This is a genomic window from Methylobacterium sp. J-076 (assembly GCF_022829405.1).
Classification (GTDB): domain Bacteria; phylum Pseudomonadota; class Alphaproteobacteria; order Rhizobiales; family Beijerinckiaceae; genus Methylobacterium.
Window position 1 is genome coordinate 122,852 of the sequence record NZ_JAKSXW010000130.1, and the last position, 21,707, is coordinate 144,558.

Below are 21,707 nucleotides of genomic sequence, written 5' to 3' on the forward strand. Positions count from 1 at the left end.
ACAAGCGTCACATCCGCCTCGCCGTGGGCGCGCTCGCCCTCCTCGGCGGTGCCCTCACGCAGGCGCAGGCCGCGCAATGCGGGAACACCTCGGCCGGCTTCGAGACCTGGAAGCGCGAGTTCATCGCCGAGAACCGCGGCAGCGCCAGCGCCGCCAGCCTCGATGCCCTGGCCGGCACCAGCTACTCCACCGCGACGATCTCCGCCGACCGCGGCCAGCACAGCTTCAAGCTCTCCCTCGACCAGTTCATGGCCAAGCGCGGCGCCGCGACCATCGTCAAGCGCGGCCGTGCGCTGAAGCGGACCAACGCGGCCCTGTTCGACTCCATCGAGCAGCGCTACGGCGTGCCGCCCGGCCCGCTCCTGGCGATCTGGGGCATGGAGACCGGGTTCGGGGCCGTGAAGGGCAATGTGAACACCCTCTCGGCCGTGGCGACGCTCGCCTACGATTGCCGCCGCTCGGAATACTTCACCGACCAGCTCCGGGCCGCCCTCACCCTGATCGACAGGGGCATCATCTCGGGCGCCACCCGCGGCGCGGCCCATGGCGAGATCGGCCACACCCAGTTCCTGCCGAAGAACGTGCTGAACTACGGTACCGGCGGCGATCTCAACAACGTCGGGGCGGCCCTGTCCTCCACGGCGAACTTCCTGAAGGCCCACGGCTGGCAGCGGGGCGCCGGCTACCAGCCGGGCGAGCCGAACTTCGCCGCCCTCCAGGGTTGGAACGCCGCCCAGGTCTACGAGCGCGCCATCGCCATCATCGGCAAGCAGATCGACCAGGAGTAGGACGGGCTGCGGCGGAAACCCTCGCCGACGCTCTCGAAGACGGTCTGGATCTCAGAGCCGGCCGCCTGAATGCGCCCTCCCCCCGCAGAGGGGGAGGGCGTCGCGCTGCCCCCTACGCGTGGGCGTAATCCGGCTTCTTGCCCAGCGCCTCTTCCACGGTGCCCGCCCCGTCGAGATAGCCGTGGACCTTCGGGTTCGGCATGATCAGCGAGGCGACGAAGGCGATGGCGAGCAGGATCGTCACGTACCAGAAGAACGTGCCCTCCATCCCGTTGTCCTTGAACCACAGGGCGACGAACTCGGCCGTGCCGCCGAACAGGGCGTTGGCGATGGCGTAGGACAGGCCGACCCCGAGGGCGCGCACGTTGGTGGGGAACAGCTCCGCCTTCACGATGCCGCTGATGCCCGTGTAGAACGAGATGACCGAGAGCCCCAGGGTGATCATCGCGAAGGCGAGGTAGGGATCCTTGTTGGTGCCGAGGAACGACATCAGCGGCACCACCATCAGCATGCCGAGCCCGCTGTAGAGGATCATGTTCGCCTTGCGGCCGATCCTGTCCGACAAAGCGCCGAAGATCGGCTGGATCAGCATGTAGACCAGCAGCACCCACGTCATCACCTGTGAGGCGGAGGTCTTGGGCATGCCGGCGGTGTTGACGAGATACTTCTGCATGTAGGTCGTGAACGTATAGAAGCTCAGGCTGCCGCCCGCCGTGTAGGCGAGGACGACGCAGAACGCCCGCCAGTGCTTGAACAGGGCGCCGAACGTGCCGGCATTCTCCATGTCGCCGCCCTGCTTGGTTTCGGCGAGGGAGCGCCGCAGGTACAGGGCCACCACGGCGAGGCCGGCGCCGATGAAGAACGGGATGCGCCAGCCATAGGCCGTCAGCTCGTCGCCGGTCATGACGGATTGCAGGGTTACGAGGACCAGCGAGGCGAGGAGCTGGCCGCCGATGAGCGTGACGTACTGGAACGAGGCGAAGAAGCCGCGTTTCCCCTTGATCGCGACCTCGCTCATGTAGGTCGCCGAGGTGCCGTACTCACCGCCCACCGACAGGCCCTGGAGCATGCGGGCGAGCAGCAGGAGCACCGGCGCCAGGGTCCCCACCGTGGCGTAGGTTGGCAGGATGCCGATGAGCAGCGAGCCGAAGCACATCATCAGCACCGAGATGACCATCGAGGCCCGCCGCCCGACCCGGTCGCCGATGCGGCCGAACAGCCAGCCGCCGACCGGGCGCATGAAGAAGCCCACCGCGAAGATGCCCGCCGTCTGGAGCAGCTGGCTGGTGGAATCGCCCTTCGGGAAGAAGGCCGGGGCGAAGTAGAGGGCGAAGAAGGCGTAGCAGTAGAAGTCGTACCACTCGACGAGGTTGCCGGAGGAGGAGCCGACGATCGCCAGGATGCGGCGCCGCCGGTCGGCGGCATCGTGGACGTCTGACGTGATGGCGATATGGCCGCCGGGGGGAACGGACATGGCGTCTCCGGATGTCGCGGGCGGGCCGGCCCCCTGGCCGGCTTCTCATGCGCCGGGGGACGTTACAGGCCGAGGCCGCCCCTGCAAGCGCCGTTCACGGTCCCGTGTGGTTTCCCCCGGCTGTTGTCACGGCGATGCGGCGAAGGCGGCCCGGAACGGTTTCCCAGACTCCCCCGTTCCGGCCCGGGTCGAGCGTCCGGATGGCGCGCCCTCTGCGACGGCGGGACGGCACATGAACAGGATTCTTCGCGGTACGGTGACCGCAGCGATCATCATGGCGGGTGCGACGACCGCCTTCGCGCAGGGTGGCCCCGGCGGTGGCGGCGGCCCCGGTGCGGGCGGCCCGGGCGCGGGTGGCGGCCCCGCCGGTGCCGGTGCGGGCGGGCCGGGAGGTGCGGGCGGCCCAGGTGGTCCGGGTGCGGGTGGTCCGGGCGCGGGCGGCCCCGGTGCAGGCGGCGGGGCGGGTGCGCCCGGCGGCATGCGTGGTGGCGAAGGCGGTCGTGGCCCGGCGGCCGGCGGTCCCGCCGAGCGCGGCGGTGCGGCTGAACGGGGTGGCCCTGCCGAGCGCGGCGGTGCGCCGGGCGGTCCCAATGCCCGCGAGGACGGGCCGAACGGCCGGGGCGGCGCCGAGCGCGGCGGTGAACGGTCCGGTGCGGCCGAGCGCGGTGGTCCGGATGGGCGCAACGGCCCCGGAGCCGGCGGCGAGCGCCGGGGTGGGGAGCGGGGCCCCGGCGCCCGTGGCGGACGCGACGCGGGCGGCCCTGCCCGGGGCGGCTATTCGCGCCTGGATACGGCCCGGCGCGGCGAGTTCCGGCAGTCGTTCACGCGCCTGGGCGTGTCGCGCCTGAGCGACGTGGCCTTCGCCCTCAGCGTCGGCACGGCAATTCCGCGCTCCGTCGCCCTGCACCGGCTGCCGCCGGACATCGTCGAACTGGTTCCGGCTTACGAGGGCTACGACTTCATCCTCGTGCGCGACGACATCGTCATCATCGATCCCGACACTTACGAGATCGTGGACGTGATCCCGGCCTGAGGGCTGTTGCCCCCTGAGGGCGCGCGATGAAAAGGGGGCGGCGCCCAGGGCGTCGTCCCCTCACCCACACCCGCCGTCACGCCCTCTATCGTCATTGCGGGCGCGGCGAAGCAATCCAGGAATGCGCGACGTCCTGAGGCGTCCCGCTGCCCTGGGTCGCTTCACGTCGATCGCAATGTCGGTGAGGAGGTGGAGGGCTTGCAGCCCGGTCACCGCCCGCCGTCGAGGAGCTTCGAGACGACGCGGGCGGTGTAGTCCACCATCGGCACGATGCGGGCATAGTTCAGGCGCGTCGGCCCGATCACCCCGACCACGCCGACGATCTTCTGGGAGCCGTCCCGGAACGGCGCGGCGATCAGCGACGAGCCCGACAGGGAGAACAGCTTGTTCTCCGAGCCGATGAAGATCCGCACCCCCTCCCCCTGTTCCGCCCGGGCGAGGAGGTCGATCACGTCCTTCTGGGTTTCGAGGTCGTTAAACAGCAGGCGGATGCGCTCCAGGTCCTCGACCGCCCGGAGGTCGTCCAGCAGGTTGGCCTGTCCGCGCACGATCAGCTGGCGGGCCTCCGAGGGGCCGACCGGCGTCGCGAGCCCGGCATCGACCAGCCGTTCGGTTAACTCGTCGAGCTCCCGCTTCTTGGCGAGGCGGCCCGCCTCGATCTCCGCCCGCAGGACGCCGAGCGTCCGGCCGGCGAGGCGGGCGTTAAGGTAGTTGGTGGCCTCCTGCAGGGCCCCCGCGGGCAGGCCCGGCGGCAGGTCGAGCAGCCGGTTCTCGACGGTGCCATCGTCCGAGACCAGCACCACGAGGGCGCGGGCGGGATCGAGGCGCACGAACTCGATGTGCTTCAGGCTGGCATTGGCCTTGGTGGTGAGCACCACCCCCGCCCCCCGCGACACGCCCGAGAGCAGGCTCGACGCCTCCGTGAGCGCCGATTCGAAGGTGTGGCGCGAGGCCACCGACCGCATCTGGCCCTCGATCCTGTCCTTCTCGTCCTGCCCGACATCGCCGAGTTCGAGCATGGCATCCACGAAGAACCGCAGGCCCTGCTCCGTCGGCAACCGCCCGGCGGAGGTGTGGGGCGCGAAGATCAGCCCGGAATGCTCCAGATCCGCCATGACGTTGCGGATCGAGGCCGGCGACAGGGCCATGGGCAGGATCCGCGCGAGATTGCGCGAGCCCACCGGCTCCCCGGTGGTCAGGTAGCTTTCGACGATCTGGCGGAAGATCTCCCTGGCGCGCTCGTTGAGGGCGGAGAGGGACTGCATCGATGGGATTTGGGAGATGTCGAAGCTCTGATGTGTCACGGCCAGCGTTCCTGCCGGCCGATCATGTCCGCGACGGGGCCTGGGATCAATCCGCCGCTTGCCCGTCGGGGCGGTGCGGCCTATGAGCCCGGCCCACATTCCATCCTTTGAAAGGGCCCCGCATGCGGCCATCCCACCGTGCCGCCGACGCCCTGCGGCCCGTGACCCTCGAACGCGCCGTGGCGCGTTACGCCGAGGGCTCCTGCCTCGTCAGCTTCGGCAACACCAAGGTGCTGTGCACGGCCACCCTGGAGGAGCGCGGGCCGCCGTGGCTGCGCGGCTCCGGCAAGGGATGGGTGACGGCCGAATACGCCATGCTGCCCCGCGCCACCCATGAGCGCACCCGCCGCGAGGTCAATTCGGGCAAGCCGTCCGGCCGCACGCAGGAGATCCAGCGTCTCATCGGCCGGTCGCTGCGGGCCGTCACCAACCTCTCGGCACTCGGCGAGAAGCAGGTGACGGTGGATTGCGACGTGATCCAGGCCGATGGCGGCACCCGTACGGCGGCGATCACCGGGGCCTGGGTGGCCCTGCACGATTGCTTCGCCTGGATGCGCACCCGCTCGATCATCTCGGTCGATCCCCTGCGCGACCACGTCGCCGCGGTATCCTGCGGCATCTACAAGGGCGTCCCGGTCCTCGACCTCGAATACGAGGAGGATTCCGCCGCCGAGACGGACGCCAACTTCGTGCTGACCGGCAAGGGGGGCATCGTGGAGGTGCAGGGCACCGCCGAGCAGGAGCCCTTCTCCGAGGCGCAGCTCCTGGAACTCCTTCGGCTCGCCCGCTCCGGCACAGAGCGCCTCGTCGCCCTGCAGAAGGAGGCCATCGCGTGAGGCGGCAGCTCACCGGCAAGGTGGTCATCGCCACCCACAATGCGGGCAAGCTCGCCGAGATGCGCGAGCTCCTGGCGCCGTTCGGCATCGAGGCCGTCTCGGCGGGGGAACTCGGCCTGCCCGAGCCGGACGAGACCGGCACGATGTTCGCCGAGAACGCGGCGATCAAGGCGCACGCCGCCGCCCGCGCCACGGGCCTGCCCGCCTTCGCCGACGATTCCGGGCTCTGCGTCGATGCCCTCGACGGGGCGCCGGGCATCTTCTCCGCCCGCTGGGCCGGGCCGGACAAGGACTTTGCCGGCGCGATGGCGCGCATCTTCGCCGAGCTCGGTGCCCGCGGCGCCGTGGGCCGCCGGGCGCATTTCGTCTCGGCCCTCGTCCTCGCGTGGCCGGACGGGCACACGGAGCTGTTCGAGGGCCGGGTGTTCGGCGACCTCGTGGAGCCCCGCGGCACGGCGGGCTTCGGCTACGATCCCCTGTTCCGGCCGGAGGGGCACGGGCGCACCTTCGGCGAGATGAGCGCGCAGGAGAAGCACGGGGTCGATTGGCAGGCGGGCGAGGGCCTGTCGCACCGGGCGCGGGCCTTCGTGGACTTGGCGCGGGAGTGTCTGGCCCCGGCGGGCCGGATTTGACACCCGAAGCCTTTGCGAGCGACAGCGGAGCGACCCAGGGATACGCGACGGGCTTCCCACGCGTGCAGCCCTGGATCGCTTCGCTGCGCTCGCGATGACGGCGTCCGGATTCGCCGCGCGACCGCCCTGACAGGCGTGCCATGCCACCGACCGTTCCCGACCACCCCACCCGCGATGCGGGGTTCGGGGTCTACCTGCACTGGCCGTTCTGCGCCGCGAAGTGCCCCTACTGCGACTTCAACAGCCACGTCCGGCATGCGGGCGTGGACGAGGCGCGCTTCCTCGCGGCCTTCCGGGCCGAGATGGCCCACGTGGCCGCCGAGGTGCCGGGGCGCGAGGTCACGAGCATCTTCCTCGGCGGCGGCACGCCCTCGCTGATGCGGCCGGAGACCGTGGCGGGGCTGCTCGACGCCGTGGCCGGCCATTGGCCGGTGGCCCCGAACGCGGAGGTTACGCTGGAGGCCAACCCGTCGAGCGTGGAGGCGGGACGGTTCCGTGGCTACCGCACGGCGGGGGTGAACCGCGTCTCCCTCGGCGTGCAGGCGCTGGACGACGCCTCGCTGAAGACCCTCGGGCGCCTCCACAACGCGGAGGAGGCCTTCGCCGCCATCCGCATCGCGCAGGCGACCTTCGCGCGCACTTCGTTCGACCTGATCTACGCCCGCCCCGGCCAGGGCCCGGGGGCGTGGCGGGCCGAGCTGACGGAGGCCATCGACCGGGCGGCGGAGCACCTGTCGCTGTACCAGCTGACGATCGAACCCGGCACACCGTTCTTCGGCCTCGCCGCCGCGGGCAAGCTGGTGACGCCCGACGAGGACGTGTCCCGCGCCCTCTACGACGTCACGCAGGAAGTCTGCGCCGCCGCCGGGCTGCCGGCCTACGAGATCTCGAACCACGCCCGGCCGGGGGCCGAGGCACGGCACAACCTGCTCTACTGGCGCTACGGCGAATATGCTGGCATCGGCCCCGGCGCCCACGGCCGTCTGGTAACGCCGGAGGGGCGCATCGGCACCGTCACCGAGCGTGGCCCCGAAGCGTGGCTCGCCCGCGTTGAGGCGAGCGGCCATGGCATCGCGGAAACCGAGCACCTTGCGGCCCCAGCCCAAGCCGACGAATTCCTCGTGATGGGCCTGCGCCTGTCGGAGGGGATCGATCCCGCCCGCTACGCCGCCCTCGGAGGCCGGGCCATCGATCCCGCACGGATCGCCGCGCTGGTCGGCGACGGATTGCTCACCGCAAAGCCCGACGGCCGCATTGCCGCGACCGCCGCCGGGGCTCCTGTGCTCAACGCGCTGGTGGCTGAACTGGCGCACTGAGCGCCGGCCTGCGGTCCCCCTACGGATCCCGCGTCAGCGCAGACGCGGGGAAGCGATCCCGGGCCGCGGGGTCACCCGGAGGCGTCGCCGCCGGATCGCGATGACGACGGCGCCGGTGAGGCCGATAGTCAGTTCAGCACGACCACCTTGGAGCCGACATTCACCCGGCTGAACAGGTCGATGGCGTCCTGGTTGATCATGCGGATGCAGCCGGACGACACGCTCTTGCCGATGGAGAAGGGCTCCAGCGTGCCGTGGATGCGGAACAGCGTGTCCTTGTTGCCCTGCCACAGGTACATGGCGCGGGCGCCGAGCGGGTTGCGCAGGCCGCCGGAGACGCCGAGGCCGCTCTGGAGCTTGTCGACCTCGCTGGCGAGCTTCGGGCTGCGGGCGATCATCTCCTTGGGCGGGTACCAGTCCGGCCAGGCCTGCTTGGAGTTCACCGTCGCGGTGCCCGACCACGAGAAGCCCTGCTTGCCCACGCCGACGCCGTAGCGGCGGGCCCGGCCGCCCTCCTGCACCAGGGTGAGCTGGTGGGCCCGCGGGTCCACGATGATCGTGCCCGGCTCGTAGGGGCCCTGATAGGCGATCTCCTGGCGGAGGTAGGCCGGGCTCATCTTCCGGTAGTCGAAGGCGCGCACGGGGTACACGTCGTCATCGATCGGGCCGTAGGCCTTCGCGTAGTCGATCGGGCCGTTGTCGGGCGTGCGGAGCACGGCCTTCGCCTTGGCGGCCTCGATGGGCGAGAGGGCGGGGTCGCCCGACGCCTCGGGCTGGACCAGGGCGGCCTGGCGGGGCTGCGGCGCCAGCGCCTCGGGGGCCGGCGCTGTGGCGGGCGCGGGGGCGAGGGCCCGTGCCGGGGTTGCGGCCTGGCGATCCAGCACGGCGCGGCCGAACTCGACGCGGCCGGTATAGGGCACGTAGCGGTCGCCGCGGCGCAGGTAGTAGGCGCCGTTCTGGTCCTGGTAGAGCCGGTCGGCATCGGCGTCGAACCGGGTGTCGGCCACGGCGGCGCGGCCCTGCGCCAGGACGGGCGAGGATGCCGCGCAGGCAGCCAAGCCGGCGAGGAGGAATAGGCGGAGCGGGGCGGACATCGCGGGACTTTCTGGAAGACGAATGCCGATCGCGGGCGGTACCTTCCGCCGTCGATCCGGCCAAGCTTTCGCAAGACTTACAAAATCGCCCGGGCGGCGCCAAGCGCGACCCGGAACATAGCCGGATCGCGCCGACTTTCGGCGAGCTCTGTTGCACGCGTGCAGCAAGACGTGCCCGGCCGCCCCACCGAAACCAGTCCTGCGCCCGTTTGCGCGGCAGGCCTGCCTCGTTCGGCGGCACCGACACCCGGTGAGGGCCCCTTCCCGCTCGCGGTGACGGCGAAGGTCGGGGCTCGGCCGACCCGGCGGAGACGCTGGCACGCCTCCTGCATTTCGTCCCCCGCCGCCGATGGTGCGGCAGGCGGAGCAACGGCGCTCCGCAAAGCGGACGGTGTGGGTCCGGACCCCCGGCATGTGCGGCCGCGTCGCGGCTCGCCAACTCTGACGAGCACCTCACCCATGGCGAGTTTCAAGACGGTGATGAAGTCGGGGCACCCCCCGACTCTGTTTGCGGCGTTCCTCTACTTCGATTTCTGTTTCGCGATCTGGGTCCTGAACGGCGCGATGGGCCCGTTCATCACGGAGACCTACAAGCTCACCCCCGCCCAGACCGGGTTCATGATCTCCTTGCCGATCCTGGCGGGCGCGGTCATGCGCTTCCCCCTCGGCGTGCTGGCCCAGTATATCGGGCGCAAGAACGCGGCGATCACCGAGATGGGCATCATCGTCCTGGCGATGGCCTACGGCTTCTTCGTCGTCTCCACCTACAACGACGTGCTCGCCATGGGCGTCCTCCTCGGCATCGCCGGCGCCTCGTTCGGCGTCGCCCTGTCGCTGGGCTCGGGCTGGTTCCCGCCGGAGCACAAGGGCTTGGCCATGGGCATCGCCGGCGCGGGCAATTCGGGCACGGTGCTCGCCGTGCTCTTCGCCCCGCCCCTGGCGCAGATGTACGGGTGGCAGGCGGTCTACGGCTTCGCGGGCGTCGTGATGTTGATCCCGCTCGCGGTGATGATCCTCCTCGCCAAGGAGCCGCCGGACCTGCACGGCCAGTCCTTCAAGGACCACATCTCCTGCCTGTTCACCAAGGACGGCTGGGCGTTCTCGCTGATCTACGTCATCACCTTCGGCGGCTTCATCGGCCTGTCGAACTTCCTGCCCACCTTCTTTTACGAGCAGTTCTCGGTGACGAAGGTCGAGGCCGGGCGCCTCACCATGCTGGCCGCCCTGATGGGCTCCGGCATCCGCATCGTCGGCGGCTACTTCGCCGACAAGCTCGGTGGCGTGGCGGTGCTGTCGGTGGTGCTGCTCGCGGCGGTGGCGGCGTTCCTCGCCCTCACGGTGAACCCGTCGCTCGTCCTGACGACGATCCTGTTCATGTTCTGCTTCGCGGCGCTCGGCGCCGGCAACGGTGCCCTGTTCCAGCTCGTGCCCCTGCGCTGGCCCAACAACACGGCGGTGGCCGGTTCGATGATCGGCGAGGTCGGCGCGCTGGGTGGGGCGATCCTGCCGAACGTGATGGGCCTCTCGAAGCAGTATACCGGGCACTTCGCCACCGGCTTCGTGCTCTACGCCGTCTTCGCGGCCGTGGTGCTCGGCTGCCTCTACCTCTGGCAGCGCAACTGGGTCGGCGCCTGGGTCGGCCCCCGGGGCAAGGCCCTCACCGCCCCCGCCCCGGCGGAGGCCGGCAAGCTCCAGCCCGCCACCGCCTGACGGGTTCACCAGCACGACGACGGGACGGGGGCCTCTCGGGGCCCCCGTTTGCGTTTCCTCCGCCGCCGGCCCGAGGCCCGGGGCCGCCGGCCCCCGCATGACTTGTCCAGATGCCCCGGGATCATGAGAAACGATCCACGGTTGCCAACGGCCTCCGGAACAGTTTGAATAACGTATTAGAAAAGGCGTCCCCGGCACGGGACCGGGCGCCGGGCGGGCATGCGGGGCAGAAGCCAGCAGCGCCGCCGGGAGGAGTGGGCGATGATGAAGCGCGTGAGCGCCACGAACGGCGTGCTCGGCCTGCTCTGCATCATGTACTTCATCACCTACCTCGACAGGGTGAACCTGGCGACGGCCGGCACGGTGATGATGCACGACCTCGGCATGTCCAAGACCGAGTTCGGGCTGATGCTTTCGGCCTTCGCCTACCCCTACGCCATCTTCCAGGTGATCGGGGGCTCGGTGGGCGACCGGTTCGGGGCCCGGCGCACGCTGATGATCTGCGGCATCATCTGGGCGGCCGCGACGGTGCTCACCGGCCTGGTCGGTGGGTTGCTCAGCCTGTTCCTCGCCCGGGTGCTCCTCGGCTTCGGCGAGGGGGCCACCTTCCCCACCGCCACCCGCGCCATGCAGAACTGGACGGCGCCCGGCAAGCGCGGCTTCGCCCAGGGCATCACCCACGCCTTCGCCCGGCTCGGCAACGCGGTGGCCCCGCCCATCGTCGCCTTCCTGATCTACCATTTCGGCTGGCGGGTGAGCTTCTACGTCCTCGGCGTCATCAGCTTCGTCTGGGTGCTTATCTGGTATTATTACTTCCGCGACGACCCGTCGGATCATCACCGCATCACCCAGGCGGAACTCGACACTCTGCCGCCGCCGCGCAAGGTCGGCATCCGCCAGAGCGTGCCGTGGGGCGCCCTCACCCGGCGGATGCTGCCGGTGTCGATCACCTATTTCTGCTACGGCTGGACCCTGTGGCTGTTCCTCGGCTGGCTGCCGACCTTCTTCAAGGAGAGCTACGGGCTCGACCTCAAGAACTCGGCGCTGTTCGCCTCGGGCGTGTTCTTCGCCGGGGTGGTCGGCGACACGGTGGGGGGCCTCGCCAGCGACAAGATCGGCCACCGCACCGGCAACGTGAAGCTCGCCCGCCTGTCGGTGATCGTGGTGGGCTTCCTGGGGGCGGCGGCGAGCCTGACGGGGGTGTTCTTCACCCGCGACCTGACCTACGTCGCCCTGCTCCTGTCCTCCGGGTTCTTCTTCGCCGAACTGGTGATCGGCCCGATCTGGTCCGTGCCCATGGACATCGCGCCCAAATACGCCGGCACCGCGAGCGGGCTGATGAACACCGGTTCGGCCCTGGCGGCCATCGTCTCGCCGGTCGTGTTCGGCTTCGTCGTGGACAAGACCGGGAGCTGGACGCTCCCCTTCGTCGGGTCGATCGGCCTATGCCTTCTCGGCGCCGTGCTGGCCTTCACGATGCACCCCGAGCGCGAATTCATCGACCCTCCGGGCGAGCCGGCCGGGCGGATCGCCAGCGTCCCCGCGGGAGAGTAGCCCATGGATCACGCGCCGAACGGACGGCAGGGCCCCCTCACGGGGATGCGGGTGATCGAGCTCGCGCACATCATGGCCGGGCCGGTCTGCGGGCTGATGCTTGCCGACATGGGCGCCGAGGTCATCAAGGTCGAGAAGCTCGAAGGCGACGATACGCGGCGCACGGTACCCCCGGCCCTGGAGGGCGAGAGCGCCGCCTACATGATGATGAATCGCGGCAAGCGCGGCCTCAGCCTCGACCTCAAGGCCCCCGACGGCGTCGCGGTGTTGCGGCGGCTCCTGGCCGGTGCCGACGCGCTGATCGAGAACTACCGCGGCGGCACCATGGAGCGCCTGGGCCTGGGCTACGAAACCCTGCGGAAGGAGTTCCCCGGCCTCGTCTACTGCTCGCTTTCGGGCTTCGGCCGCAGCGGCCCCTATGCGGACCGGGCGGGGTTCGACCTCGTCGCCCAAGGCATGAGCGGCCTGATGTCCGTGACGGGCGAAGGCCCCGGACGGCCGCCGATGAAGTGCGGGCCGCCGGTCACCGACATCACCGCGGGCATCCTCGCGGCGATGGGGGTGCTGGCCGCCTACACCCGGCGCCTGAAGACCGGCGAGGGGCAGGCCGTCGAAACCTCCCTGTTCGAGGCCGGCATCACGCACACCTATTGGCAGTCGGCCATCGCCATGGCGACGGGCCTCGCCCCCGGGCCGATGGGCTCGGCCCATCCCCTGAACGCCCCCTATGAGGCCTTCGAGACGGCCGACGGCTGGATCACCATCGGCGCGGCCAACCAGACCAACTGGCTGCGGCTGCTGAAGGCCGTCGGGATGGAGGAGTTGGCGGTGGATCCGCGCTTCGCCCACAACCGCGACCGCATGGCCCACCGGGAGGACCTCGCCGCGACCCTGGCGCCGGCCTTCCGGGCGCAGGATTCCGAGGCGTGGCTCGTCCGCCTGGAGGCCGAGGGCGTCCCGGCCGGGCCCGTGCTCGACGTGAACGCCATGCACCGGGACCCGCAGACCCTCGCCCGGGAGATGGTCGTCGAGGTCGATCATTCCCGCGTCGGGCCGATGAAGACGCTCGGCCTGCCCGTGAAGTTCTCGGCCACGCCGGGGAAGGTGCACGGGGCGGCGCCGCTCCTGGGCGAGCATTCCCGTGCGATCCTCGCAGAAGCCGGATACGATGAGGCGGCGATCGACGACCTGATCGCCCGGGGCATCGTCCGCGAAACCCTGGCCTGACCTCGCACCCGGCCGCTCGGAGGCCCCGATGAACGCCCACGCCCCGACCGAAGAGTTGCTGTTCACCAAGGACGAGGCGGGAATCGCCCGGATCGTCCTGAACCGGCCGCAGGCGCGCAACGCCCTGACCTTCGCCATGTATCGCGGGCTGATCGCCTCTTGCGAGGACATCGCGGCCGATCCCACGGTGAAGGCGCTGATCATCACCGGGGCCGGCGACAAGGCCTTCGCGGCCGGCACCGACATCGCCCAGTTCCGCACCTTCCAGACGGCCGAGGACGCGCTGGGCTACGAGCGGTTCATGGATCAGGTGCTCGGCGGGCTGGAGCGTGTGCGGGTGCCGACCATCGCCGCCATCGCCGGGGCCTGCACGGGCGGGGGTGCCGCCATCGCGGCGGCCTGCGACCTGCGCATCGCCACCCGGGACGCCCGGTTCGGCTTCCCCATCGCCCGCACCCTCGGCAACTGCCTCAGCCTGGGCAACCTGAAGCGTCTCTCGAACCTGATCGGCCCTGCCCGGGTGAAGGACATCATCTTCACCGCGCGGCTCGTCGGCGGAGACGAGGCCCTGGCTATCGGCCTCGTGGGCGAGGTGGTGGACGACCGGGATGCCCTGAACGAGCGAGCCGAAACCCTCGCCACCCTGCTCGCGGGGCACGCCCCCCTCACGATGCAGGCCACCAAGGAAGGGCTCCGCCGCCTCGCCGAGGAGGACACCCTCCCCGAGGACGCCCCGCGCCCCGGCGATGACCTGATCCTCATGTGCTACATGAGCCAGGATTTCCGGGAGGGGATGGAAGCCTTCCTCGGCAAGCGGGTGCCGGACTGGAAGGGGCGCTGAGCCCGAATCGCGACAGCCGTTCGCCAAGATCGCGGGCGGAGTGAAGCGATCCGGTGGCGCACCCCTATTCGGGGTCGCGCGTCCCGGGATCGCTCCGCTCCGCACGCGATGACGGATTCGGCGTGAAGGGCCGGTCTCTGCCGCAGTGTCCCAGGCCTACCGCTCGCCGGGCGCGGCCAGCTTGTTCTCGTCCTCGTCGAGGAGCGGGACATCGTAGTCGCGCAGCACCTTCTCGATATCCGCCCGGCGCTTGCGCAGGGCGGTGTTGAGGGTGCGCTTCCAATCGTTCTCGCCGAGGCGGACGCCCATCGCGATCCGGTAGGCCATCGGCGGACGCTCGGGCTCCTTGAGCAGGGGCGTCACGGTCATGGCCGTCCCGCTCTGCTTGGCGAGCCAGCCCGCGGCCGGCCCCCAAAGCACGGCGGCGTCGATGTCCTTCGACGCGAGGTCGGCGATCACCTCGGCGGCCACCGTCTGGTGCTTGCGCTGGGGATCGAGGGCGTAGGGCGCATAGGCCTTCATGGACGACACGAGGCCGAGGTCGCCCATGCGGTTCACCGGCGGCGTGCCGGCGATGACGCCGATCTTCTTGCCCTTCAGGCGCGGATCGTCAAGGGCGGTCGCGCCGTCGAACTCGCCGGCCCGGGTCACCAGGGTGTAGGCCGAGCGGTAATAGGGATTGGTGGTCTGGACGAGGTCGCTGCCGAAGGCCTGACCGAGGATCAGGTCGCACAGGCCGGTCCCCAGGGTGTTGCGGACGAAGCCCGGACCCTGCGTCAGCCAGTAATAGCGGACCTTCACCTTCAGTTCGTCGGCGAGGATCGCGGCGATCTTGTTCTCGAAGCCGTCCTCCTTGCGCTCGGAGAACGGCATGTTGCCCGGATCGCCGCAGACGCGCAGGACGTCCGTCGTGACGGTGTCGGGCAGGTGCTGTGCGAGGGCCCCCTGCGCCGCCGTCATCGACAGGGCGCAGAGGATCGCAAGCCTGGAGGCACGAACTATCAAAAGCCCATGCACTCCTTTTCGGTCTTCTTGGCGGCGTCGGGCTTGTCCTCGTGCTCGCTGGGGCGGATGCGGCCGATCGCGCCGGCGGCCCGTGCCTTCAGGTACACGTAGAGGTCGTCCGAGTAGCACATGACGTTCTTGTTGTCGCCGAAGGCCGGCATGACCTTCTGTTCGGCGGCGTTCACGTCCTGCTTGCCGCCGACCAGGATGCCGATGAACTCCTCGTAGGAGAGGTGCTTCAGCGAGTCCTTGAGGGCCGGCGCATAGGTCGAGCCCATGCCGTCGGGACCGTGACAGACGTGGCACTCGGCGTGATAGCGGCGGTAGCCGGAATAGGTGAACCAGTCGAGCTTCTTGCCGTCGTCGGTGACGTGGAAGGTCGGATGGCCTTCCGCATCCATGTACTTTCCGTCCTCGATCTTGACGGCCGCATCCTTCTTGAGAAGCTCGGGGTCCTGCTCGGCGGTCTTGTCGTTTGCGTTGAGCGAGTTGGCGAGGGCAGGATCGGGCTTGGCATCCTCAGCATGTACGGCGACCACGGACACGGTCGCTAGGGCGAGGGCGGCCAGAACAGGCCGCGTGATGATGGTGCTGAGGTGAAGCAACGTGAGCGTCTCCCTAAATGAGGTCTTTCCGTCTCCCTTCGAGCAGAGACCTCTTGGCGCCGTAACTTAATCGCAAGGGTGCCGGCGCGGAAGCCCGCGCCGGCACCCTTTTCTGCGTCTGGCTGCGGCCGATTAGTTCGTCAGAGCGAACACGGTCAGCTGGCCACCGAGGTTGGTGTACTGCGACAGAGCCGCGTAGCCACCCACGGCGCCGAGGCCGGCGTTCGGGTCGGTCAGGCCGGCCGCGAGGCCGATGCCGGCCCAGCCGCCGACGCCCGAGAGGACGCCCACGTACTGCTTGCCCTTGTGCTGGTAGGTCATCACGTTGCCGATGATGCCCGACGGGGTCTTGAACTTCCAGAGCTCCTTGCCGGTCTTGTCGTCGACCGCCTTCAGGTAGCCCTCGAGGGTGCCGTAGAACACCACGTCACCAGCGGTGGCGAGCGCGCCCGACCACACCGAGAACTGCTCCGGATCAGACCACTTGATCTTCCCGCTCACGCCGTCCCAAGCGATGAAGTTGCCCATGCCGCCGTGAGAGTTCGGGGCCGGGTACATCGAGAGGGTCGCACCGACGTAGGGCTGGCCCGGGGTGTAGGTCACCCGGAACGGCTCGTAGTCCATGCAGACGTGGTTGGTGGGCACGTAGAACAGGTTGGTCTTGGGCGAGAACGCCGCCGGCTGCTGATCCTTCGACCCGAGGGCCGCCGGGCAGATGCCCTTGGAGTTCACGTCCTCACCGTTCTGCTCGGTCGAGTACTTCGACAGGACGAGCGGACGGCCGTACGTCTTGGACCCCTTGTCCATGTCGACCTTGGAGGCCCAGTTCACGGCCGGATCGTACTTCTCGGCCACGAGCAGGGCGCCCGTGTCACGGTTCAGGGTGTAGCCGAAACCGTTGCGGTCGAAGTGCGTCAGGAGCGGCTGGTCCTTGCCGTCAACCTTCTGATCCGTGAGGATCATCTCGTTGATGCCGTCGTAGTCCCACTCGTCGTGGGGGGTCATCTGGTAGACCCACTTGGCGACGCCGGTGTCGGGGTTACGCGCCCAAATGGTCATGGACCACTTGTTGTCGCCCGGACGCTGCTTCGGGTTCCAGGTCGAGGGGTTGCCCGAGCCGTAGTACACGAGGTTCAGCTTGGGGTCGTACGAGAACCAGCCCCAGGTGCAGCCGCCGCCGGTCTTCCACTGATCGCCTTCCCAGGTCTTCAGCGAGGAGTCCTTGCCGATCGGCTTGCCGAGCTCGGTGGTCTTCTCGGGGTCGACGAGGATCTGGTCATCCGGACCTTCCGAGAAGCCGCGCCAGGCGAGCTTGCCGGTCTTCAGGTCGTAGGCGGTGACGTGGCACTGCACGCCGAACTCGCCGCCGGAGATGCCGACGATGACCTTGTCCTTGACCGGGAGAACGGTCGCGGTGTTGGTCGCACCCTTGGACGGGTCGCCGTTCTTGACCGACCAGTTCACCTTGCCGGACTTGGCGTCGAGCGAGACGACGGTCGTGTCGGCCTGGTGCAGGATGATGGTGCCGTCGGCGTAGGCGAGACCACGGTTGACCGTGTCACAGCACATGACCGGGATCACGGACGGATCCTGCTTCGGCTCGTACTTCCACACGATCTTGGCGTCGTGGTCGAGGTCGAGAGCGTACACGATGTTCGGGAACGGGGTGTGCACGTACATCATGTTGCCGACGACGAGCGGCGAGCCCTCGTGGCCGCGCAGCACGCCGGTCGAGAACGTCCAGGCGACCTGGAGGTCCTTGACGTTCTTGGAATTGATCTGGTCGAGCTTCGAATAACGGGTGTTGGCGTAATCGACCGTCTGAAGCACCTGCTCGGCAGGGTTGGCGATGCCCTTAAGGACGCTCTCGTTGGCGAGCGCCGGTGCGGCAACGGCCGCAACGCCTGCCCCGAGGGCAAGGAGATGTACCGCTCTCATGGATTCCTCCGACAAGTCATTATCAAGTTCTCAAGACACGCCTGGAGGCAATGCTGGAAGAACTGCAATCTGACTCTTTCGCGACAGGGATAGAACTTCGATAGCGGGCGTATGGGTGACGGAAGTCTTCCCGACTTCCGGCCAGAGGCTGCCCATCCCCTTAGGCTGCCCCCTCGAAACCGAAGCTGAAACGGACCTTAAGAGATTTTTGAGCGCCGTCAACACGCAGTTTCACGACGTATTCCGTCTTCAACGCCTTGATGGTTTCCGCTTGCCGAATACGGCCAAGTTGGTGCCCTGCACAACTCCGTTGTGCGGTGCGGTCAAAAGCTTTCACGGATCCGTGTACGCAGGGGAAAACAGCCCTCACTGGATCGGCTCGACTCAGGAAAGCTCATGCTTCGTCATGAGTATAGCCGCTCGGGCGGGCGTCTTGCGGATCCTTCGGCGGGGGTCGGCCTGCTTGCCGCGGTGCGGGACGCGTCACGGGGCCGCCCACGGCTCAGGACTCGATGCAAGCTCAACGGTTCGCCAGGAGTTGCGCCGTCTCGCCGCATGATCGCCCCGGATGCGACGGGACGATCCGGCAAGCGCCCGCGGCGGCCGTCGGGCCGCACGGGCGGAATCGCGCATAGGTTGTGCGGGTGGATCTAGAGTTCCGGGACGGGTCCGGTGGCCTCGAACTCGGCGACATCCCCGACGAGGTCGGTGAGGGAGATCGCGAAGGTGCGCCCGCTCTTCAGGCGAAGCTGGGCATCCGGCTCCAGCCAGATCGGCCACAGGCCCGTGTGGCGGCCCGTCAGCGTACCGTGGGCGAAGGCCCCTTCGGGCCGCTTCTCGATCACGAGGCGATAGCGCACGCGCACCGGCTCGCACCCCTCGGCCTGCACGAGGCCGCGGCCGCTGTGGATGTTCGGATCGTCCCCAGGCTCGGACATCAGGACTCGGACGTCAGGATAAAACGGCAAGCCCATTGCCGCTTAGTCCCGTCCGGGCCGTGTGTCACCGTCTTGTGATAAGGATCCCGGGAAAGCTCAGACGACCGTCACGGTGAGGTCGTGCACCACGATGCGGTTGCCCCGGGCCGACAGGGCGAGCCGGCCGTGCTTCAGGGCCAGCGCCTTCTCGCCGAAGAGCACCCGGCGCCACCCCTGCAGGACGGGCACCTCCGCCTCGTCGTCCTCGGCGAGGGCTTCGAGGTCGTCCACCGTGGCGATGATCTTGGGCGCCACGCCCTCCGCCTCGCACACGGCCTTCAGCAGCACCTTGAGCAGTTCCACCAGGGCGCCGTTGCCGCCGGAGCGGCGCACGCGTTCCGGCACGGCGATCGCCGACGAGTCGTTGGCGAGGCCGCGTTCCACCGCCGCGAGGATGTCCGCCCCGGTGCGCGACCGTTCGAAACCGGCGGGGATCGTGCGCAGCCGCCCCAGCGCCTCGACGCTGCGCGGCGCCGCCGAGGCGACGTCGATCACCGCCTCGTCCTTCAGCACCCGCCCCCGGGGGACGTTGCGCGACTGCGCCTCCCGCTCGCGCCATGCCGCGACTTCCATCAGCACCGCGATCTCCCGCGGCTTGCGCATCCGCCCGGCGAGGCGGCGCCACGCCTGCTGCGGATCGGCCTGATAGGTCTCCGGCGAGGTGAGGACCCCCATCTCCTCATCGAGCCACGCGCCCCGGTCGGTGCGCAGCAGCTCGGCCACCAGCTCCTCGTAGATCTTCACGAGGTGCGTCACGTCCGACAGGGCGTAGGCGAGCTGCGCGTCCGACAGGGGGCGGCGCGACCAGTCGGTGAAGCGCGAGGACTTGTCGATCTTGGCCTTGGCGAGGTCGTTGACGAGCTGCTCGTAGGAGACCGAGTCGCCGTAGCCGCAGACCATGGCGGCGACCTGCGTATCGAAGAAGGGATGCGGCAGCATCTTGCCCAGCATCCAGACGATCTCGAGGTCCTGCCGGGCCGAGTGGAACACCTTCACCACGCCTTCGTCGGCCATCAGATCCACGAAGGGCTGCAGATCGAGGCCGGCGGCGAGGGGATCGACCAGCACCGCGCTCCCGTCCGGGGCGGCCATCTGGATCAGGCACAACTTCGGATAGTAGGTCGTCTCCCGCATGAACTCGGTATCGACGGTCACGAAGGGCTGCGCGGACAGCCGCGTGCAGACGTCGCGAAGTTCGGCGGTGTCGGTGATCAGGTCCATGATCCGGCTATACGCAAGCCTTGGCGGGTTGGGGAGCCGCGCAGGCGGAAGCCGGCCTATTTCCAGGGGACTTGTCGCATTTTCCCCGCGCCGTGCAGCCGCGCCCCGCCGCGGGCGCGTCCGTCCGCCGCGCCTGCCCGCCCGTCCCGCCCGGGTGTGCGCGCGCGGCATCGACCGGGCGGGACGCGCTTGACTTGGGGACCCCCGCGTGAATGGTGCCGGCCTTCCTCCAAGAAGAAACCGCCATGCACCGTTACCGTACCCACACCTGCGGGGCATTGCGCCCGTCCGACGTCGGGCAGACCGTCCGGCTTTCCGGCTGGTGCCACCGCGTCCGCGACCATGGCGGCGTCCTGTTCGTGGACCTGCGCGACCATTACGGCGTGACGCAGTGCGTGGTGGATTCGGATTCGGCGGCCTTCGCCGCGGCCGAGGCCGTGCGCTCCGAATGGGTGGTCCGCATCGACGGGCGGGTCCGCACCCGCCCCGCCGGCACCGAGAACGCCGACCTGCCGACCGGCGCGGTCGAGGTCTACATCGACGAGCTCGAGGTGCTGGGCCCGGCGGGCGAACTGCCCCTGCCGGTCTTCGGGGATGTCGAATACCCCGAGGAGACCCGCCTCAAGTACCGCTTCCTCGACCTGCGCCGGGAGAAGCTGCACGCCAACATCATTAAGCGCGGCGCGATCATCGACAGCCTGCGCCGCCGGATGCGCGAGGGCGGCTTCTTCGAGTTCCAGACGCCGATCCTGACGGCCTCCTCGCCGGAGGGCGCCCGCGACTACCTCGTCCCGTCCCGGGTCCATCCCGGCAAGTTCTACGCGCTGCCGCAGGCGCCGCAGCAGTTCAAGCAGCTGACGATGATCGCGGGCTTCGACCGCTATTTCCAGATCGCGCCCTGCTTCCGCGACGAGGATGCCCGCGCCGACCGTTCGCCGGGCGAGTTCTACCAGCTCGACATCGAGATGAGCTTCGTCACCCAGGAGGACGTGTTCCAGGCGGTGGAGCCGGTCCTGCGCGGCGTGTTCGAGGAGTTCGCCGAGGGCAAGCGGGTCACGAAGGCGTTCCCGCGCATCACCTTCGCCGACGCGATGCTGAAGTACGGCGTGGACAAGCCGGACCTGCGCAACCCCCTCCTCATCGCCGACGTCACCGACGAGTTCGCCCGCGACGACGTGGAGTTCAAGGCGTTCAAGGGCGCGATCAAGGCGGGCGGCGTCGTGCGCGCCATCCCGGCTCCGGCGGCGGCGGGCCAGCCGCGCTCGTTCTTCGACAAGCTCAACGACTGGGCCCGCTCGGAGGGCGCGCCGGGCCTCGGCTACGTGGTGTTCGAGGAGGAAGGCGGGCAGCTCGTCGGCAAGGGGCCGATCGCCAAGTTCATCCCGGCCCCGGTCCAGGCGATCATCGCCGAGAAGGCGCGGGTGAAGGCGGGCGACGCGGTGTTCTTCTCGGCCGGATCCGAGGCGAAGGCGGCGGGCCTCGCCGGCAAGGCCCGCGTTCGCATCGGCGACGAACTGAACCTGTCCGACAAGGATCAGTACGCCTTCTGCTGGATCACCGACTTCCCGATGTACGAGTGGAACGAAGAGGACAAGAAGGTCGACTTCTCCCACAACCCGTTCTCGATGCCCAACATCGACCGGGAGGCGTTCCTGGCCTTCGACGTCGAGGCCCTGGCGGCCTCGGGCGAGACCGGGGCGCTCACGAAGCAGATCCTCGACCTCAAGGCGTTCCAGTACGACATCGTCTGCAACGGCGTGGAGCTGTCCTCCGGCGCGATCCGGAACCACCGCCCCGATGTGATGGAGAAGGCCTTCGCCATCGCCGGCTACGGCAGGGACGTGCTGGAGGCGAAGTTCGGCGGCATGCTCAACGCCCTGCGCCTCGGCGCCCCGCCGCACGGCGGCATCGCGCCGGGTGTGGACCGCATCGTCATGCTCCTGTGCAACGAGCCGAACATCCGCGAGGTGGTGCTGTTCCCGATGAACCAGCGGGCCGAAGACCTGATGATGGGCGCCCCCAACGAGGCGACGGCGAAGCAACTCCGCGAGCTGCACATCCGCCTGAACCTGCCGGAGAAGAAGGCCTGACGTCGCTCCTTCATGAGTAGCCCAGGCCAAGGCTTGCTCCGTCATCGCGAGGCGGAGCCGAA

General features: G+C 69.3%; 19 protein-coding genes. 11 read left to right on the forward strand and 8 right to left on the reverse strand.

Annotation, left to right across the window (positions count from 1 at the left end; genetic code table 11):
- Window positions 1-23: 23 nt before the first annotated feature.
- Window positions 24-788 (forward strand): lytic transglycosylase domain-containing protein, encoded by a 765-nt coding sequence (locus tag MKK53_RS14635; RefSeq protein WP_409564342.1) that lies wholly within the window; start codon window positions 24-26, stop codon window positions 786-788.
- 112 nt (window positions 789-900) lie between these two features.
- Here MKK53_RS14635 and MKK53_RS14640 read toward each other — a convergent pair whose 3' ends face one another.
- Window positions 901-2,262, reverse strand: coding sequence for an MFS family transporter (locus MKK53_RS14640; protein ID WP_243929427.1), 1,362 nt, complete (start codon window positions 2,260-2,262; stop codon window positions 901-903).
- Window positions 2,263-2,543: 281 nt separating this feature from the next.
- Here MKK53_RS14640 and MKK53_RS14645 point away from each other — a divergent pair, with 281 nt between their 5' ends.
- Both MKK53_RS14645 and MKK53_RS25595 read left to right on the forward strand, forming a co-directional pair.
- Window positions 2,544-3,110: a hypothetical protein gene (locus tag MKK53_RS14645; RefSeq protein ID WP_313901552.1), complete on the forward strand. Its 567-nt coding sequence runs from the start codon at window positions 2,544-2,546 to the stop codon at window positions 3,108-3,110.
- The gene (locus MKK53_RS25595; protein ID WP_313901553.1) at window positions 3,098-3,295 is read left to right on the forward strand and encodes a DUF1236 domain-containing protein; all 198 of its coding nucleotides are present in this window, start codon (window positions 3,098-3,100) and stop codon (window positions 3,293-3,295) included. Before MKK53_RS14645 ends, MKK53_RS25595 begins: the two co-directional genes overlap by 13 nt.
- A 209-nt stretch (window positions 3,296-3,504) precedes the next feature.
- Here the strand turns inward: MKK53_RS25595 and hrcA are convergent, their stop codons facing one another.
- Window positions 3,505-4,560, reverse strand: coding sequence for a heat-inducible transcriptional repressor HrcA (hrcA, locus tag MKK53_RS14650; RefSeq protein WP_243929528.1), 1,056 nt, complete (start codon window positions 4,558-4,560; stop codon window positions 3,505-3,507).
- A gap of 161 nt (window positions 4,561-4,721) precedes the next feature.
- On the opposite strand from hrcA, the gene rph reads away from it, so the two are divergent.
- From rph to hemW, 3 genes are all read left to right on the forward strand, one after another.
- Window positions 4,722-5,435 carry a ribonuclease PH gene (gene rph, locus MKK53_RS14655; RefSeq protein WP_243929429.1) on the forward strand — a complete coding sequence of 238 codons (714 nt, stop codon included), beginning with the start codon at window positions 4,722-4,724 and terminating at the stop codon, window positions 5,433-5,435.
- Window positions 5,432-6,067 carry an RdgB/HAM1 family non-canonical purine NTP pyrophosphatase gene (rdgB, locus tag MKK53_RS14660; RefSeq protein WP_243929430.1) on the forward strand — a complete coding sequence of 212 codons (636 nt, stop codon included), beginning with the start codon at window positions 5,432-5,434 and terminating at the stop codon, window positions 6,065-6,067. The genes rph and rdgB overlap by 4 nt, the downstream gene beginning before the upstream one ends.
- Before the next feature lie 140 nt (window positions 6,068-6,207).
- A complete protein-coding gene (hemW, locus tag MKK53_RS14665; RefSeq protein WP_243929431.1) occupies window positions 6,208-7,383 on the forward strand; it encodes a radical SAM family heme chaperone HemW in 1,176 nt (391 codons plus the stop codon).
- Between the two features lie 128 nt (window positions 7,384-7,511).
- Here hemW and MKK53_RS14670 read toward each other — a convergent pair whose 3' ends face one another.
- Window positions 7,512-8,477, reverse strand: coding sequence for a L,D-transpeptidase (locus MKK53_RS14670; RefSeq protein WP_243929432.1), 966 nt, complete (start codon window positions 8,475-8,477; stop codon window positions 7,512-7,514).
- A 459-nt stretch (window positions 8,478-8,936) separates the two neighbouring features.
- On the opposite strand from MKK53_RS14670, the gene MKK53_RS14675 reads away from it, so the two are divergent.
- The 4 genes from MKK53_RS14675 (at window position 8,937) to MKK53_RS14690 (ending at window position 13,809) form a co-directional block, all read left to right on the forward strand.
- Window positions 8,937-10,187, forward strand: coding sequence for an MFS transporter (locus MKK53_RS14675; RefSeq protein ID WP_243929433.1), 1,251 nt, complete (start codon window positions 8,937-8,939; stop codon window positions 10,185-10,187).
- A 261-nt stretch (window positions 10,188-10,448) separates the two neighbouring features.
- The gene (locus tag MKK53_RS14680; protein WP_243929434.1) at window positions 10,449-11,741 is read left to right on the forward strand and encodes an MFS transporter; all 1,293 of its coding nucleotides are present in this window, start codon (window positions 10,449-10,451) and stop codon (window positions 11,739-11,741) included.
- A 3-nt stretch (window positions 11,742-11,744) separates the two neighbouring features.
- Window positions 11,745-12,968, forward strand: coding sequence for a CaiB/BaiF CoA transferase family protein (locus MKK53_RS14685; RefSeq protein WP_243929435.1), 1,224 nt, complete (start codon window positions 11,745-11,747; stop codon window positions 12,966-12,968).
- A 28-nt stretch (window positions 12,969-12,996) separates the two neighbouring features.
- Complete coding sequence (locus MKK53_RS14690) at window positions 12,997-13,809, forward strand: enoyl-CoA hydratase/isomerase family protein (protein WP_243929436.1); 813 nt, start codon at window positions 12,997-12,999, stop codon at window positions 13,807-13,809.
- A 156-nt stretch (window positions 13,810-13,965) separates the two neighbouring features.
- Here the strand turns inward: MKK53_RS14690 and xoxJ are convergent, their stop codons facing one another.
- The 5 genes from xoxJ to rnd form a co-directional block, all read right to left on the reverse strand.
- Window positions 13,966-14,769 (reverse strand): rare earth element methanol dehydrogenase accessory protein XoxJ, encoded by an 804-nt coding sequence (gene xoxJ / locus MKK53_RS14695; protein ID WP_243929529.1) that lies wholly within the window; start codon window positions 14,767-14,769, stop codon window positions 13,966-13,968.
- Between the two features lie 41 nt (window positions 14,770-14,810).
- Complete coding sequence (locus tag MKK53_RS14700) at window positions 14,811-15,419, reverse strand: c-type cytochrome, methanol metabolism-related (protein WP_243929437.1); 609 nt, start codon at window positions 15,417-15,419, stop codon at window positions 14,811-14,813.
- Between the two features lie 132 nt (window positions 15,420-15,551).
- Window positions 15,552-17,357, reverse strand: coding sequence for a lanthanide-dependent methanol dehydrogenase XoxF1 (gene xoxF1, locus MKK53_RS14705; RefSeq protein WP_243929438.1), 1,806 nt, complete (start codon window positions 17,355-17,357; stop codon window positions 15,552-15,554).
- A 650-nt stretch (window positions 17,358-18,007) separates the two neighbouring features.
- The gene (locus MKK53_RS14710) at window positions 18,008-18,295 is read right to left on the reverse strand and encodes a hypothetical protein (RefSeq protein WP_243929439.1); all 288 of its coding nucleotides are present in this window, start codon (window positions 18,293-18,295) and stop codon (window positions 18,008-18,010) included.
- A gap of 96 nt (window positions 18,296-18,391) precedes the next feature.
- A complete protein-coding gene (rnd, locus tag MKK53_RS14715) occupies window positions 18,392-19,555 on the reverse strand; it encodes a ribonuclease D (RefSeq protein ID WP_243929440.1) in 1,164 nt (387 codons plus the stop codon).
- Window positions 19,556-19,800: 245 nt separating this feature from the next.
- Here rnd and aspS point away from each other — a divergent pair, with 245 nt between their 5' ends.
- Entirely contained in the window at window positions 19,801-21,645 is a 1,845-nt protein-coding gene (aspS, locus tag MKK53_RS14720) for an aspartate--tRNA ligase (protein ID WP_243929441.1), read from the forward strand.
- Window positions 21,646-21,707: the final 62 nt, after the last annotated feature.